The organism is Streptomyces sp. NPDC042638, assembly GCF_040647235.1.
GTDB lineage: Bacteria > Actinomycetota > Actinomycetes > Streptomycetales > Streptomycetaceae > Streptomyces > Streptomyces rameus.
In genome coordinates, this window is the sequence record NZ_JBEZBT010000004.1 from 170,013 (window position 1) to 185,523 (window position 15,511).

Annotated in this window: 16 protein-coding genes; 5 read left to right on the plus strand and 11 right to left on the minus strand. The window is 71.3% G+C overall.

What is annotated here, in order from left to right; translation table 11 throughout:
• Positions 1 to 62: 62 nt before the first annotated feature.
• On the minus strand, positions 63 to 617 hold the full coding sequence (locus AB0B40_RS05380; RefSeq protein WP_030174336.1) for an NADH-quinone oxidoreductase subunit B: 555 nt from the start codon (positions 615 to 617) through the stop codon (positions 63 to 65).
• 15 nt (positions 618 to 632) lie between these two features.
• Positions 633 to 992, minus strand: coding sequence for an NADH-quinone oxidoreductase subunit A (locus AB0B40_RS05385; RefSeq protein WP_003992243.1), 360 nt, complete (start codon positions 990 to 992; stop codon positions 633 to 635).
• 784 nt (positions 993 to 1,776) lie between these two features.
• Here AB0B40_RS05385 and AB0B40_RS05390 point away from each other — a divergent pair.
• A complete protein-coding gene (locus AB0B40_RS05390) occupies positions 1,777 to 2,625 on the plus strand; it encodes a C40 family peptidase (protein WP_345057484.1) in 849 nt (282 codons plus the stop codon).
• A gap of 489 nt (positions 2,626 to 3,114) precedes the next feature.
• Positions 3,115 to 3,738, plus strand: coding sequence for a peptide deformylase (gene def, locus AB0B40_RS05395; protein ID WP_345057482.1), 624 nt, complete (start codon positions 3,115 to 3,117; stop codon positions 3,736 to 3,738).
• Between the two features lie 18 nt (positions 3,739 to 3,756).
• Here def and AB0B40_RS05400 read toward each other — a convergent pair whose 3' ends face one another.
• Complete coding sequence (locus AB0B40_RS05400; protein ID WP_345057480.1) at positions 3,757 to 5,091, minus strand: geranylgeranyl reductase family protein; 1,335 nt, start codon at positions 5,089 to 5,091, stop codon at positions 3,757 to 3,759.
• 47 nt (positions 5,092 to 5,138) lie between these two features.
• On the opposite strand from AB0B40_RS05400, the gene AB0B40_RS05405 reads away from it, so the two are divergent.
• Both AB0B40_RS05405 and AB0B40_RS05410 read left to right on the plus strand, forming a co-directional pair.
• A complete protein-coding gene (locus tag AB0B40_RS05405) occupies positions 5,139 to 5,657 on the plus strand; it encodes a GNAT family N-acetyltransferase (protein WP_345057478.1) in 519 nt (172 codons plus the stop codon).
• Positions 5,658 to 5,766: 109 nt separating this feature from the next.
• Complete coding sequence (locus AB0B40_RS05410) at positions 5,767 to 6,084, plus strand: PASTA domain-containing protein (RefSeq protein ID WP_345057476.1); 318 nt, start codon at positions 5,767 to 5,769, stop codon at positions 6,082 to 6,084.
• Here the strand turns inward: AB0B40_RS05410 and AB0B40_RS05415 are convergent.
• From AB0B40_RS05415 to AB0B40_RS05445, 7 genes are all read right to left on the minus strand, one after another.
• A complete protein-coding gene (locus AB0B40_RS05415; RefSeq protein WP_345057474.1) occupies positions 6,071 to 6,766 on the minus strand; it encodes a demethylmenaquinone methyltransferase in 696 nt (231 codons plus the stop codon). The genes AB0B40_RS05410 and AB0B40_RS05415 overlap by 14 nt on opposite strands.
• A 73-nt stretch (positions 6,767 to 6,839) precedes the next feature.
• Positions 6,840 to 7,439, minus strand: coding sequence for a hypothetical protein (locus AB0B40_RS05420; RefSeq protein WP_345057472.1), 600 nt, complete (start codon positions 7,437 to 7,439; stop codon positions 6,840 to 6,842).
• A 17-nt stretch (positions 7,440 to 7,456) separates the two neighbouring features.
• The gene (mqnC, locus tag AB0B40_RS05425; RefSeq protein WP_345057470.1) at positions 7,457 to 8,656 is read right to left on the minus strand and encodes a cyclic dehypoxanthinyl futalosine synthase; all 1,200 of its coding nucleotides are present in this window, start codon (positions 8,654 to 8,656) and stop codon (positions 7,457 to 7,459) included.
• Positions 8,657 to 8,728: 72 nt separating this feature from the next.
• Positions 8,729 to 9,514: an A24 family peptidase gene (locus AB0B40_RS05430; RefSeq protein WP_362262997.1), complete on the minus strand. Its 786-nt coding sequence runs from the start codon at positions 9,512 to 9,514 to the stop codon at positions 8,729 to 8,731.
• 93 nt (positions 9,515 to 9,607) lie between these two features.
• A complete protein-coding gene (locus tag AB0B40_RS05435) occupies positions 9,608 to 11,158 on the minus strand; it encodes a hypothetical protein (protein WP_362263000.1) in 1,551 nt (516 codons plus the stop codon).
• A gap of 121 nt (positions 11,159 to 11,279) precedes the next feature.
• Positions 11,280 to 13,424, minus strand: a complete 2,145-nt coding sequence (locus AB0B40_RS05440) for a serine/threonine-protein kinase (protein ID WP_362263003.1) — start codon at positions 13,422 to 13,424, stop codon at positions 11,280 to 11,282.
• Between the two features lie 50 nt (positions 13,425 to 13,474).
• Complete coding sequence (locus AB0B40_RS05445) at positions 13,475 to 14,323, minus strand: menaquinone biosynthesis protein (RefSeq protein ID WP_345057462.1); 849 nt, start codon at positions 14,321 to 14,323, stop codon at positions 13,475 to 13,477.
• Between the two features lie 286 nt (positions 14,324 to 14,609).
• Between AB0B40_RS05445 and AB0B40_RS05450 the strand changes: the two genes are divergently transcribed.
• A complete protein-coding gene (locus AB0B40_RS05450; RefSeq protein WP_161292216.1) occupies positions 14,610 to 14,813 on the plus strand; it encodes a cold-shock protein in 204 nt (67 codons plus the stop codon).
• 92 nt (positions 14,814 to 14,905) lie between these two features.
• Here the strand turns inward: AB0B40_RS05450 and AB0B40_RS05455 are convergent, their stop codons facing one another.
• Entirely contained in the window at positions 14,906 to 15,469 is a 564-nt protein-coding gene (locus AB0B40_RS05455; RefSeq protein ID WP_345057568.1) for an XRE family transcriptional regulator, read from the minus strand.
• Positions 15,470 to 15,511 lie beyond the last annotated feature (42 nt).

Below are 15,511 nucleotides of genomic sequence, written 5' to 3' on the forward strand. Positions count from 1 at the left end.
GGTGCCGTTGGTGCCGTTCACACCGTTGGTGCTGTTCGCACCGTCGGTGCCGTTCGCGTCGCTCACCGCAGCAGCCCCTTCATCTCGATGGTGGGCAGGGCCTTGAGCGCCGCCTCCTCCGCCTCCCGGGCCGCTTCCTCGGCGTTCACGCCGAGCTTGGAAGACTGGATCTTCTGGTGGAGCTTGAGGATCGCGTCCATGAGCATCTCCGGCCGGGGCGGGCAGCCGGGGAGATAGATGTCGACCGGGACGACGTGGTCGACGCCCTGGACGATCGCGTAGTTGTTGAACATGCCGCCCGAGGAGGCGCAGACGCCCATGGAGATCACCCACTTGGGGTTGGGCATCTGGTCGTAGACCTGCCTCAGGACGGGCGCCATCTTCTGGCTGACCCGGCCGGCGACGATCATCAGGTCGGCCTGGCGCGGCGAGCCGCGGAAGACCTCCATGCCGAAGCGGGCGAGGTCGTAGCGTCCGGCGCCGGTGGTCATCATCTCGATGGCGCAGCAGGCCAGGCCGAAGGTGGCCGGAAAGACGGACGCCTTGCGCACCCAGCCCGCGGCCTGCTCGACGGTGGTGAGCAGGAAGCCGCTCGGCAGCTTTTCTTCGAGTCCCATGTCGTTAAAGGCCCCTCAGTCCCATTCCAGGCCGCCGCGCCGCCACACGTACGCGTAGGCGACGAAGACGGTGAGCACGAAGAGCAGCATCTCCACGAGCCCGAAGATCCCCAGGGCGTCGAAGGTGACGGCCCAGGGGTAGAGGAAGACGATCTCGATGTCGAAGACGATGAAGAGCATCGCCGTCAGGTAGTACTTGATGGGGAAGCGCCCGCCGCCGGCCGGCGTGGGGGTCGGCTCGATGCCGCACTCGTAGGCCTCGAGCTTCGCGCGGTTGTACCGCTTCGGACCGATCAGCGTGGCCATGACCACGGAGAAGATCGCAAAGCCTGCCCCGAGGGCTCCCAGTACGAGGATGGGCGCATACGCGTTCACCGCTCCTCGCTCCTCTCAGTCGGCACTGACTGCATGCGGGTTCCCCCCTGGTCGACCCAAGCCGAGACCTTGGGGGAGGTTGCGCTGGACTCACACCCGCCTCACCGGTCCCACGAGCCCCGCTCGTCCCGGGCGAAGATCGAGAACATGTGAAGCAGGTCACAAGCCCAACTGCCTCGCATCTTATGCCTGCCGCTCTGTGATCTGCGACACGGGGTATTCCACAAGCTTTGTGATCTCCACCACCTGACGAAGGATCATGAAGTCGGATTATGGGTGATCTTCACACCCGAAGCGTTCACTTGATCACCAGAAGTGACATTCCTGCTTGTCACCCCAGGCCAGAGGGGTCGCCTCAATATCAAGAGAGTTCCGTTGCATGCAAATTGGCGCTGGACGGGGACGGCTGATAGTGGGCCGCGTTCACACCTCAGAGGGAGGGGCGGAGCGGATGTGGACGCGGGCCGGGGCGCGTGCGTGCGTTCACGAGGGCCGCACACGCGGGACGCCGGGATTCCGGTGACCGTTCCGTGACCTCCGCCACACGCATGAGAGGTCCATGAGAACCGGGCTTGGCCAACCATCCCAACCAGTGGTAGGCGCGGGGCAATTCGGACGTAATGATCAAAGACCGTGATCAAGGGCTTGATCACGGGCGCCCGCAATGTCCGTTACGGCGTCAATAAAGAGCGACACGCCCGGCTTTCCGGGTCTCGATTGAACAACTGTGGCGCAGCACACGTTTCTTGAAGATATGAAGGAGCCCCTGGTACCGGTTGTTCCCATGTCCCACACCGCTCACATACGCAGCCACCGGAAGCCCCGCCGCAGCGCGTCGACCCTCGCCGTGCGGGCCGGAGTTGCCGGTGGCGTCCTCAGCACCCTGGCCGTCGCCGGGGCGTCCGGCTCGGCGAACGCGGCCGAGCCGGTGACGCAGACCCTCGAACTCCCCACCCTGACGGCCGACCTGGCCACTCAGGCGGCCCAGTCCGCGGACGCCACCGAACAGGCCGCCGCGCACTACCAGCTGCAGGCCGAGCGTGACGCGGCTGCCGCAAAGGCCGCGAAGCAGGCCAAGGCGGACCTCGCCGAGGCCAGGAAGAAGGCTGCTGAGGCCAGGAAGAAGGCCCAGGAGGAGGCCCGCAAGGAGGCCGCCGCCCATGCCTCGCGCAGCGCGCAGCGGACCACGCTCTCCGCCACGGTGGGCGGTGACTCCACCTCCGTCTCCACTTCCACCGGCTCGTCCACGTCGACCTCCACCGGTTCGTCCACGGCGACCGGCTCGGCCGCCGCGATCGTCAGCTTCGTCAAGGCGCAGGTCGGCAAGGCGTACGTCTCCGGCGCCAGCGGCCCCTCGGCCTACGACTGCTCCGGTCTGGTGCAGACGGCGTTCAAGCAGATCGGCATCAGCCTGCCGCGCGTCTCCCAGGACCAGTCGACCGCCGGCACCCAGGTCTCGCTGAGCAACCTGCAGCCGGGCGACATCCTGTACTGGGGCGGCGCGGGCAGCGCGTACCACGTCGCGGTGTACGTCGGCGACGGTATGTTCGTGGGCGCGCAGAACCCCTCCACGGGCGTGGTGGAGCGCCCGCTGTCGTACGACCCGCCCACCGGCGCCGTGCGGGTGCTCTGAGCGTCCGACGCACCTCTTCACGCGCGTAAGGGCCGCAGCCGCTCGGGGGCAGCGGCCCTTACGCCGTCCCCGTCCCCGAAACCCACGCGGCCGCCCCACCGGCGCCTCCGCCCTGTCGCCCACCGGCGCCTCCGCCCTGTCGCCCGCCGGCACCCACCCCCGGCACCCTCCGGCGCCCCGCCCGACGCCCAGCGGGGCCCGCCTCGTCGCTCGACGGCGCCGTCCTGACGCCCCCGGGGGCCCGCTCCGTCGCCCACCGGCGCGGCACGCCCGCCCACGCCCGGCACACTCCTCAGCGCGCCCCAGCACGGCCCCTCAGCGCGCCCCCTCAGCGCCTCCCTAAGCGCCTCCGCAGCGCACCCACTCAGCGTGCCTCCGGCACCGCCCACCGGGGGCACCGGCGCCACCCTGCGCGCGTGGGGCGTCCCCTGGCATGCTCGGCTCGGGCCGCCGGACGGCGGTCCGTTCGTGAGCGAAGGAGACAACGCGATGCCACGCGTGTTCGTACAGGGCAGTCCCGTCGGCCACTTCCCCCGGTACGCCCCCGAGGCCGGGCGCGGGCAGGTGCGCCGTGTCACCGAGGTCGGCGAGGCGGTGCTGCACAAGCCGTGCCGGGACGTCACGGAGTTCGGGCCCGACCTCGCCGCGCTCATCGACGACATGTTCCGCACCATGTACGTCGCCGAGGGCGCGGGGCTGGCGGCGAATCAGGTGGGGGTCGGTCTGCGGCTGTTCGTGTACGACTGCCCTGATGACGACGGTGTCCGACATGTCGGACACATCGTCAACCCGGTGCTCGAAACGCCCATGGGCGAGCGAAGGCTGCTGGAGGAGGACGAGGGCTGTCTGTCGGTCCCCGGCGCCGTGCTGGCCGTACCCAGGCCGGACCGGGCCGTCGTGCGCGGGCAGGACAGGGACGGTGCGCCCGTCGTCGTCGAGGGCACCGGGTACTTCGCGCGGTGCCTGGCCCACGAGACCGACCACACCGACGGGCACGTCTATCTGGACCGGCTGTCGAACCGGGACAAGAAGGACGCGCTGCGGCAGATGACGGCCCGGCGGGACGAGGTGTACGCCCGCCGGGCCGCCAGGGCAGCCGCTCTCAGCGCCTGATCGGCGGCCGGCGCCCGGTCACGCCTTCGGGGCCACCTTGCTCAGGCCGTTGATGATGCGGTCCATCGCGTCGCCGCCCGTGGGGTCGGTGAGGTTCGCGAGCAGCTTGAGGGTGAACTTCATCAGCAGCGGGTGGGTCAGACCGCGCTGTGCGGCGATCTGCATGACCTTCGGGTTGCCGATGAGCTTCACGAAGGCGCGGCCCAGCGTGTAGTAGCCGCCGTAGGTGTCCTTGAGGACGCGCGGGTAGCGCTGGAGGGCGATCTCGCGCTGGGCGGGCGTCGCGCGCGCGTGGGCCTGCACGATGACGTCGGCGGCGATCTGGCCGGACTCCATGGCGTAGGCGATGCCCTCGCCGTTGAAGGGGTTCACCAGGCCGCCGGCGTCGCCGACGAGCAGCAGCCCGCGCGTGTAGTGCGGCTGGCGGTTGAAGGCCATGGGAAGGGCCGCGCCGCGGATCGGGCCGGTCATGTTCTCCGGGGTGTAACCCCAGTCCTCCGGCATGGAGGCGCACCACGCCTTGAGGACCTCGCGCCAGTCCAGCTCCTTGAAGGAGGCGGAGGTGTTCAGCACACCGAGTCCCACGTTGGAGGTGCCGTCGCCCATGCCGAAGATCCAGCCGTAGCCGGGCAGCAGGCGGTCCTGGGCGCCGCGGCGGTCCCACAGTTCCAGCCAGGACTCCAGGTAGTCGTCCTCGTGCCGCGGGGAGGTGAAGTAGGTGCGCACCGCGACGCCCATCGGGCGGTCCTCGCGGCGGTGCAGGCCCATGGCGAGGGACAGCCGCGTGGAGTTGCCGTCGGCGGCGACGACGAGCGGCGCGTGGAAGGTGACCTCGCGCTTCTCCTCGCCGAGCCGGGCGGTGACGCCGGTGATGCGGCCGGTGCGGTCGTCGATGACGGGGCCGGTGACGTTGCAGCGCTCGTGGAGGCGGGCGCCGGCCTTCTGGGCGTTGCGGGCGAGCTGCTCGTCGAAGTCGTCGCGCTTGCGGACGAGTCCGTAGTTCGGGTAGGAGGCGAGATCCGGCCAGTCGAGCTGGAGGCGGGTGCCGCCGCCGATGATGCGCAGGCCCTTGTTGCGCAGCCAGCCGGCCTCCTCGGAGATGTCGATGCCCATGGCGACGAGCTGCTTGACCGCGCGCGGGGTGAGGCCGTCACCGCAGACCTTCTCGCGCGGGAACTCGGTCTTCTCCAGGAGCAGGACGTCGAGACCGGCCCTGGCGAGGTGGTACGCGGTCGTGGAGCCGGCTGGCCCCGCGCCCACGACGATCACATCGGCGGTGTGGTCGGAGAGGGGCTCGGTCACGGCGGGATCTCCCCAGAGTTCGAAATCTGCGTGCCGACCGGCACTGGACATGGGCAGTCTATTCAGCAGAATTGTTCGCCCGGCTGAAGGGTTGCCCTGTGAACGGACCTCTCCCCGCGGTACGGCTGCGCGTTCCCACTCACGAGGACGCGGTCGCCTGGCACCGGGTGTTCGACGATCCGGAGGTCATGCGGTCCTTCGGAGGCAGGCCGGCGACACTGTCCTGCTACGAGGAACTCACCGCGCGCCAGCGGCGGCACGACGCCGAGCACGGGTTCTGTCTGTGGACCCTGCTGGACGAGTCCGGGGAGGTCATCGGCTTCACCGGCGCGCAGCCGTGGCGGCCGGAGTGGGGCCCGGTCGGCGAGACGGAGATCGGCTGGCGGCTCGGACGGGCGTACTGGGGCAGGGGGTACGCCACCGCGGCGGCGCGGGAGACGGTCACACGGGTGCGGGCGGCCGGCGTACCGGGCGTGGTCGCGGTGGTGATGACGGGCAACGAGCGGTCGGTCGCGGTGACCCGGCGGCTCGGCATGGAGCGGGCGGAGACCTACACGCATCCCACGCGGAACGAACCGGCGCACTGTTTCCGGCTCACCCTAAGTCACCCTGAGTAGTCATCTGTTACAGAAAGACACCGACGCCTTCCGGGTGGGCTGCCCGAGAGTTACCCTGCCAGTACCGCTGGGGGTGACATCTGTGCGTATAACACCCAAAACACCCGAAGTGCGCGTTCCTCGTCTGGTCGGTCTGATGGCCGTGGACGCGCGCGAAACGGCCCGGGCGCAGGGCCTGTTCCTCAACGCGCCGGACCGCCCGGAGTTCCAACTCGCCGTCGTCGACCACGTCGTACGCCAGTACCCGCCGCCCGGGGCCGAGGTGCCGCGGGAGTCGATGGTGTACGTGTGGTTCGACTTCGGGGAGGGCGAGGGCGGCGGGGGCGTGCGTGAACCCCGTATCCCGGCACCGCCCGGAGGGGGACTGCAACGGGAGCTGGACCAGCCCGGCGATCCGTACGCGGTGGCCGGATTCAGCTCGCCTTGAAGCCCCGGTGCAGCGCGACCACACCGCCGGTGAGGTTGCGCCAGGCCACCTTCGACCAGCCCGCCTCGCGCAGCCGCCCGGCGAGGGCGGGCTGGTCGGGCCAGGCCCGGATGGACTCGGCGAGGTAGACGTACGCGTCGGGGTTCGAGGACACCGCGCGCGCGACCGGCGGCAGCGCCCGCATCAGGTACTCGGTGTAGACGGTGCGGAACGGCGCCCAGACCGGGTGGGAGAACTCGCAGATCACCACGCGCCCGCCGGGCCGGGTGACCCGGTACATCTCCCGCAGGGCCGCGTCCGTGTCCTGCACGTTGCGCAGCCCGAAGGAGATCGTCACCGCGTCGAAGGTGTCGTCCTTGAAGGGCAGCTTCGTCGCGTCGCCCGCGGTGAACGGCAGCCAGGTGTGCCTCTTCTTGCCGACCTGGAGCATCCCGAGGGAGAAGTCGCAGGGGACGACGTACGCGCCGGTCCGCGCGAAGGGCAGCGAGGAGGTGGCCGTACCGGCGGCGAGGTCGAGGATCTTCTGCGCGGGGCGCGCGTCGACCGCCGTCGCCACCTCCTTGCGCCAGCGCCGGTCCTGGCCGAGCGACAGCACGTCGTTCGTCAGGTCGTACCGTTCCGCCACGTCGTCGAACATCGAGGCGACTTCGTGCGGCTGCTTGTTCAGGGAGGCGCGGGTCACCCGCCCATTCTTGCAGCCCGGAATCCCCGCCGGCGGGAGGGTCACCGGCCCTGCTTCCCCGGCGGGGTGAGGGTCACCGGCGGCGGAACACCAACCGCCCGCCGATCACGGTCGCCACGCAGGTCCCGGCACCGCGCCGGACCAGTTCCGCGCGGTCCGCGACGTCGAACACGGCGAACCGGGCGGGACCGCCCGGCAGCAGCGCCGGCAGCAGGATCAGCGGGGCCGGAGACAGCGCCGGCGGGCCGGGCAGCCGGTCCGGCCGCCGTCCCACCGCCAGACCCGCCCGGCGCACCGCGTCGATCGCGGCACGCGACCGCAGTTCACCGGCGACCGCCACCGTGCCGTGCGCCAGCATCCGCTGCACCCCGCGCCGCGCGCTCGCGCCGAGGCGGGCGGGGTCGCCGCGGAGGATCTCCCGCGCCCGTTCCCCGGCGACGGGTTCGGTGCCGAAGACGTCGGCCTCGCGCGGGTCCGGGTGGTACGTGGCCTCCAGCAGCTCCGGACCGTACGGGTTGAGCAGACCCGGCGTCAGGATGCCGGGCCAGCGCCGCACCCGCGCGCCGGGGTGGGCGGCGGCCAGTTCCTCGTACGGGCCGACGGCGGCGAGGGTCGCCCCGTCGGCCAGGACCGCCGCCCCGGGCGACCGTTCGGCGACGTGAAGTGTCAGCACAGGACCTCTGGTCGGCTCTAGTTCGACGCGAGCAGCTTCAGCTCGGGGTGGGCGGTGCCGCCCGCGATGGCGGTGGAGGAGATGTGGGAGGCCACGCGGTCGTCGACGGGGTCGTTCGCCGGGTCGTCGTGGACGAGGAGGTGCTCGTAGGTCGTCGAGCGCTGCGCCGGGACACGGCCCGCCTTGCGGATCAGGTCGATGATCTCCAGGCGGTTGGAGCGGTGCTTGGCGCCGGCCGAGGAGACCACGTTCTCCTCCAGCATGATCGAGCCGAGGTCGTCCGCGCCGTAGTGCAGGGACAGCTGGCCGATCTCCTTGCCGGTGGTGAGCCAGGAGCCCTGGATGTGCCGGACGTTGTCCAGGAAGAGGCGGGCGATGGCGATCATCCGGAGGTACTCGAAGATCGTGGCCTGCGTGCGGCCCTTCAGGTGGTTGTTCTCGGGCTGGTAGGTGTACGGGATGAACGCGCGGAAGCCGCCCGTGCGGTCCTGTACGTCCCGGATCATCCGCAGGTGCTCGATGCGCTCGGCGTTGGTCTCGCCGGTGCCCATGAGCATGGTGGAGGTGGACTCCACACCCAGCCTGTGCGCGGCCTCCATGATCTCCAGCCAGCGCTCACCGCTCTCCTTTAGGGGCGCGATGGCCTTGCGGGGGCGCTCGGGCAGGAGTTCCGCGCCGGCGCCGGCGAAGGAGTCCAGGCCGGCCGCGTGGATGCGGGTGATGGCCTCCTCGACCGGCACACCCGAGATCCGGGCCATGTGCTCGACCTCGGACGCGCCGAGCGAGTGGATCACCAGCTGAGGGAAGGCGTCCTTGATGGCCTTGAAGTGCTTCTCGTAGTACTCGACGCCGTAGTCCGGGTGGTGGCCGCCCTGGAACATGATCTGGGTGCCGCCCAGTTCGACGGTCTCCGCGCAGCGGCGCAGGATGTCGTCGAGGTCGCGGGTCCAGCCCTTGTCCTTGTCCTTGGGGGCCGCGTAGAAGGCGCAGAACTTGCACGCCGTGACGCACACGTTGGTGTAGTTGATGTTCCGCTCGATGATGTACGTGGCGATGTGCTCGGTGCCCGCGTACTTGCGGCGGCGTACGGCGTCGGCGGCGGACCCCAGGGCGTGCAGGGGCGCGTCGCGGTAGAGGTCGAGGGCCTCTTCCGGGGTGATCCGCCCACCGGCAGCGGCGCGGTCGAGGACAGACTGGAGGTCGGCCTGCTCTGTCACCAGGACGTCCCTTTCGTCAAGGGGTGTGGACGGACCGAACCAGCCTACGCCAGCCGTTTCACGCCGAGGACGTCAGGCCGTGTACGCGCCGACGAGCAGCCCGGTGAGGGTTCCGGCCAGCAGGAACGGGCCGAAGGGTACGGCCGTCTTCCGGCCCGCCCGGCGGGCGAGCACGAGCGCGCCGCCGTAGAGCGCGCCGAGCAGGAACGCGGCGAAGGTGCCGAGCAGCACGGTGGGCCAGCCGTACCAGCCGAGTACGGCGCCGCTCCCCACGGCCAGCTTCACGTCGCCGAAGCCCATGCCGCCCGGGTTGATGCGGTACAGCACGTAATATCCGGCGCCGAGCGCGAGGGCGCCGTAGAGCGCGGTGCGCCAGTGGCCGGCGTGTTCGGGGAGCAGGACGGTGAGGCCGAGCAGGGCCAGTGCGGCGCCGGTGAGCGGGAGGGTCAGCGGGTCGGGCAACCGCTGCACGCGGAAGTCCACGGCGGCGAGCAGCACACCGACGGGCGCGAGCAGCAGCCAGACCGCCAGTTCGGGCCGGGTGCCGGTGGCGGCGGCGAGGGCGGCGCAGACGAGCGCGGTGACGGTGGCGAGGAGGACGCCGGAAGGGGCGTGGGAGGGGGTGTACGAGGCGGAGGGGGCGCCCGGTTGGGGATCCGCGCCGGTGTGCGTCGCGCCGCTCGCGCACTGCCCGCAGGCCGCCCCGCCCAGCCATCCGCGGACCGGGTGGCCGTCGGGGCAGCGGTCGCGCCAGGGTTCGCCGGAGGGGACGGTGAAGCGGTAGGCGGCACGGGGCAGCAAGGTGCCGGCGAGTACGCCCCACACCGTGGCGACCAGCACCAGCAGCCCCGTGCTCACCCCGCCCACGCTGTCCACCCCCGTCTGTGTCCGCCGGCTCTGTGTCCGCCGACGCGGACACAGTAGTGACGGCAGGGGGTGGGGGACCGCCGTTTACCGCACGTCGACGTAGTCACCCGCGGAGACGACGTCCGGGGTGATCCAGCTGTGCGGGTAGGTGAGGCGGTAGTAGCCGTCGTAGGTGGCGGGGGTCGTCGCCGTGACGTGTCCGCCGTCGAGGACCTGACCGGTGAACTTCAGGGTGGTGTAGGAACTCGCGGACTTCTTGCGGTACTGCAGCTTGGCGGGCGTGCCGGAGGTGAAGCCGTGGTACTTGCCGTCGTCCCAGCTGGCGCGGGTGATCTGGCCGGTGACCGTGATGGTCCGGCCCTTCTTCACCGGCTCCGGCGCGGCGTCGGCGGTCAGCCTGGTGAAGCGCTGGAGCGCGAAGTCCTTGGCGCTGTCCCGCTTCGCGAGCCCGATCTGGCTCGCGTCCTGCGGGTGGTTCCTGTCCTGGCCGTTGAAGGCGATGGCGTAGATGCCGGTCTTCCAGACGCCGGCCATCTCGTTGCGCAGTTCGGCCGGGTCGGCCGTGACGGTGGCCGTGCACGTCGCCAGGGTCGCGGGCGAGGCGGGGGAGTCCACGCAGGACGGCTTGGCGTCGTCGAGGAGGGCGTACGCCTCGTCGAGCGAGCCGCCGCGGTAGAGCTCCACGCCGACCACGAAGTCCGGGGCGTGGATGTCGACGTCCGCGCCGTGCCGCAGCGTGAACGAGACGGCCGCCTTCTTCGGGGTCTGCGTGCCTACGACGATGTTCTTGCCGTCGTTCAGCCTGGTGCCGGAGAAGGTGACGTCCAGGGGGTGGGGAGCGCCGTGGGCGACGGCGGTCGGGGCGGCCGCCGTCGTGCCCCGGACATCGACGGAGTCACCCGCTCCGGAGGACCGGGCGCTGGTCGAGGCGCCCGGGAAGGCGAAGCGGAAGGAGCCGTCGAGGGAGGCGGCGGTGGTGGCCCGCAAGTGGCCCTGGGAGTCCGCCCTGACGGTGGACAGCGGGACGTAGGTACTGCCGCCCTCCCTGCGGAAGCCGAACGACACGTCCGGCGAGCGGTAGCCCTCGTACCTCAGTGTCTCCCAGTTGACGCGGGTGATGGTGCCCGTGACGGTGACGGTCCCGCTCTTCTTCACCGACTCCGGGGTGGCGTCGGCGGTCGTGATCCTCGTGGCGCGCTGCAAGGAGAAGGAGTGGGCGTTCTCCTTGTCGTCGTAGCCGCCGTCGTTGGCGTCGACCCGCGCGTCCACGTACCAGGTGCCGGCGTTCGCGTCGGTGAGGTGGTCCGCCTTCGGGTCGATCGTCACCGAGGCGGTGCAGGTGGAGGTAGTGGCGTCGAGCTGGGTGCAGGTGGGCCTGCCGGTCGACGCGTGCCCGCCGCCGGGGCCGTGGAGGCCGAACGCGTCCGCGCCCTTGATGCCCGAGTCGTCCGTGGCGGTCACGCTGACCTCGAAGGTCTTCGCGGAAGTGCCGACGGGCACCAGGTCGTCGCCGTCCACGACCACCTTGGTGATCCGGGTGTCCCCCTCACTGCCGGACGCCTGGGCGGCCGGGACGGCGAGGGTGGACAGAGCCAGGGCACCGCCCACGACGGCGGCAGAGGCACGGATGCGCATGTGTTGTCCCCACGTGTGTGTCGGTGGAGTCGGCTGACTCCGCAGGTGGGATGCGGGAAGGAAGCGAAAGGTTGTACGACTGGTGAACTTCCCGTGACGGGACGCCCTGTCCGTGTGCGGGCTAGCGCACCCGCGACATCCGGGAGGCCGGGTTGCCCTCCGCCGAACTGTCCGAGGTGTACCTCAGGTCGTCACCGACGGGCGTCAACTCCACCTGGTGCGGGGCGGGGTCGCAGCCGGCGTGGTTGCCGGGGGCGCCGGCCGAGGTCGCGAGGAGCTGGGTCCCGGTCACCTTCTTCAGGGTGAGGATGTCGGTGCACACGGCTCCGATCTGGTCGGTCTGCCGGAGCCGTCCCAGTTCCTTGCCCACGGCGGCCTGACGCACGGTGACGCGGAAGGTGCCCATGGGCAGGGTGCCGCCGAGTCCGGTCGCCTGGCCCTCCCAGGTGCCGAGGTAGCGGTCCGGGACCGCGCCCGGTCCGGCGCCGGCGCCGGCGGAGGAACTCCCCGTCGGCTGACCGCTCGCGCCGGGGCTCGCGCCGCTGGTAGCGCCCGGGGGAGGACCGTCCGTGGCGGGGCCGCCGGTGGTCGCCCCGGGCCCCGGGGAGTGGGCTCCGCCCGCCGCGGTGTCCCCTCCGCCTCCGCCGGACCAGGGCCGTATCAGGGCACCGAGCCCCACGGAGACCACGGCCAGCGCACCGGCGACCGCCAGCGCGACCGTGCAGCTCACCCGGCGCCCCCGGCCGCTCTCCCCCGGTGCGGAGGCCGCCGCCATGCTGACGGAGACCCGGCCGGGCCGCGGCACGTCCCGCGGCTCGGGCACGACGGCCGCCCCGCCGGTCATCCCGCCGGTCATCCCTGCGGGAAGGCCACCGGCAACTTCGGCGGCCCCCAGGCCGGGAGGTCCGTCCGCACCCGTCGTCGAGCCGAAGGTCCCGGCAGCCCCGGCGCCGGAAGCCGCGTACGGCACGCCGGCCGCCCCCGGGCCCCGACCCGGGCCCATCACCGGGGCAGGACCGAACCCGCCCGACCCGGCACCCGCATGTCCCTCGGCCGGAGAACCCGCCCTGCCGCCCGAAGACCCGGAACCCGGAAAACCCGCACCACCCACCGAAGACCCGAAGGCCGAGTCCGCCGTCCCGCCCACCGAAGACCCGGAAACCGGAAAACCCCCACCGGCCGCCGGAGGCGCCGAAGGCGGAAACCCCCCACCGCCCGCCGGAGGCCCCGAAGCGGCAGAGGCCACATCGCCGGCCGAAGACCCGAAGCCCGGACCCACCACCCCTCCCACGGAAGACCCGGAAGCCGGACCCGCCGCCCCGTCCGTCGAAGGGCTGCTGAAGGGGACCGGACCCGACCGCACCGGCTCCCCCGAGTCCAGGTTGAGCAGGCGTACGGCGCTGCGGCTGACCTGTTCCACCAGGGCGCCCGGCAGCCAGCCGCCCGCGACCAGGCGGGCGGCGCCTTCGGGGGCGAGCTGCCGGGCCGCTTCGGCCGGGCCGGGCCGGGCCGTCGGGTCCTTGGCCAGGCAGGCCCGTGCCACCTCCCGCAGCTCACCGGCCAGGGCGCCGAGTTCGGGCTCCTCGTGGACGACCTTGTACAGCAGCGCGGCCGAGGAGTCACCGCGGAAGGGCGGCTCGCCGGTGGCCGCGTAGGCGAGGACGGCACCGAGGGAGAAGACGTCGGCGGCGCCCGTGACGCCCTTGCCGAGGATCTGCTCGGGCGACATGTAGCCCGGGGAGCCGACCGACACGCCGGTGGAGGTCAGGGACGCCGTACCGTCGACGGCGCGCGCGATGCCGAAGTCGATCAGCAACGGCCCGTCCAGGGTCAGCAGCACGTTGGACGGCTTCACGTCCCGGTGGACCAGGCCCAGCTCGTGGACGGCCGTCAGCGCCTCGGCGAGGCCGGCGCCCAGGGCCCGTACGGTGTGCGCGGGCAGCGGGCCGCCGTCGGTGACGGCCGCCGCGAGGGAGGGGCCGGCCGCGTAGGCCGTGGCGACCCAGGGCACGGCGGCCTCCGGGTCCGCGTCGAGGACGGGCGCGGTCCAGGAGCCGCCGACCCGCCGGGCCGCCTCCACCTCACGCCGGAAACGGGCGCGGAACTCCTCGTCCAGCGCGAAGTGCGGATGCACGATCTTCACGGCGACCGTACGGCCGCCCGTACTGCGGCCGAGATAGACCCGGCCCATGCCACCCGAGCCGAGCCGGCCCAGCAGCCGGTACGGCCCGACGGTGGCCGGCTCGTCGACGTCCAGCGGTTGCATGGCGCACTCTCCCCCCAACGCCTGATGTGCAGCAGCGTAGTGACGAGGGGCTAGGGCCGCAGCAGCTCCACCTTCACGTCCGCCGGGAAGCCCGTCGTCGGGCCGACGCGGCGGGCGAACTCCGTGACGGCCTCCAGCTGCGGGGCGCCGAAGCTGAAGTCGAGGGTGGTGAAGTACTGCGCCAGGGTCGCCTCGTCGAAGGCCTCCCAGCGGGCCGCCTGTTCGGCGACCTTGCCGACCTCTTCCAGGGAGAGGTTGCGGGAGGCGAGGAAGGACTCGTGGGCCTTGCGGGTGATGACCGGCTCCCGCTCCACGTAGTCGCGGCGGGCCGCCCAGACCGCGAAGACGAACGGCAGGCCGGTCCACTCCTTCCACAGCGAGCCCAGGTCGTGGACGTCCAGGCCGTAGCGCGGGCCGTCGACGAGGTTGGCGCGCAGGGCGGCGTCGCCGATGAGGACGGCGGCCTGCGCCTCCTGCATCATCAGGCTGAGGTCGGGCGGGCAGGTGTAGTAGTCGGGCTGGACGCCGTACCGCTCGGCGAGCAGCAGTTGGGCGAGCCGGACCGAGGTGCGGGAGGTCGAGCCGAGGGCGACCCGGGCGCCGTCCAGCTGCTCCAGCGGGACCTGGGAGACGATCACGCAGGACATCACCGGGCCGTCACAGCCGACGGCGATGTCCGGGAAGGCGACGAGGTCGTCGGCGTTGCGGAGGAACTCCACGAGTGTGACGGGTCCCATGTCGAGGTCGCCGCGCACGATCTGCTCGCTGAGCTTCTCCGGGGTGTCCTTGGTGAGCTCGAAGTCGAGGAGGGTGCCGGTTCTCGCGAGCCCCCAGTACAGGGGCAGGCAGTTCAGGAACTGGATGTGGCCGACGCGCGGCCGGGTGCGAGAATTGTCCACATCGCGAGACTAGACCCCGGCCTGTACGGTGCCCGGACCGACCCTGCCGCCAAACGGGCTAGCGAGGGTTCAAACGTCCGGGTGACGTGATCTTGATCCCTATTGCTTTCGGCTGTCCACATGCTAGGCTCGCCGCAAGTTGCAGTTTGGTTTCCCTTGCAGTACAGAGCCTGCGGAGCATGTGACCGCGGGCTCTCGTCGTTTTCAGACGAATGCAGTTGTGCAGCACCGTTTCGCACGTGCAGGTTCTGGAGCAGGGCAACCCTTTTGGGCCCAAGGAGGGCTTATGGCTACCGGAACCGTTAAGTGGTTCAACGCCGAAAAGGGCTTTGGCTTCATCGCCCAGGAGGGCGGCGGCCCCGACGTCTTCGTTCACTACTCCGCGATCAACGCCACCGGCTTCCGCTCCCTCGAGGAGAACCAGCAGGTGACCTTCGACGTGACCCAGGGCCCGAAGGGTCCTCAGGCGGAGAACGTCTCCCCCGCCTGATCACTGCCTGATCGCAGAACCTGAGTGCAGTACCCAAGGAGCCCCTCGCCGTCCGGCAACGGGGCTCCTGCCTTTTCCCGTTCAATTCCGGTTCACACGTGCTGCATGATCAGTACGAACTTCGTTCCGGCGGCCAGCGCCTCGTACGCGTGCGGCACGTCCCCGCGGAACGACAGGTAATCCCCCGGCCCGAGTTCGACCGCTCCTCCCCGCGGCCCGGCCTCCACCCTTCCCTCGGTCACCACGATGTGCTCGGTGGTCCCGGGAATGTGCGGCTCGGAATCCCGTACGGCTCCGGGTTCGAGCCAGACGTAATAGATGTCCCGGCGCGCGCCCGGCGGACAGGCGGAGAGCAGTGTGGCCAGGTAGCTGGACTGCTCGGAGTGGACCGTGGGCCCCTCCCCCGCCCGGATCACCTGGACCGCCGGCGCGGGCGGCTCGACCAGCGCGCTGAAGGGCACGCCGAGTGCCACCGCGAGCGCCCAGATGGTCTCCATGCTCGGGTTCCCGCTCGCCGCCTCCAGCTGGGACAGCGTGGACTTCGCGATGCCGGCGCGCTTGGACAGCTCGGACAGGGACAGCCCGGCACGGCCCCGCTCCCGCTTCAGGGAGGCGGCGATCCATTCCAGGGGGAGCCGGGCGGGCACCTCGGACATCTTCGTTCGCTCCATCGGTACGATCGTTCGCCTTGACGAACA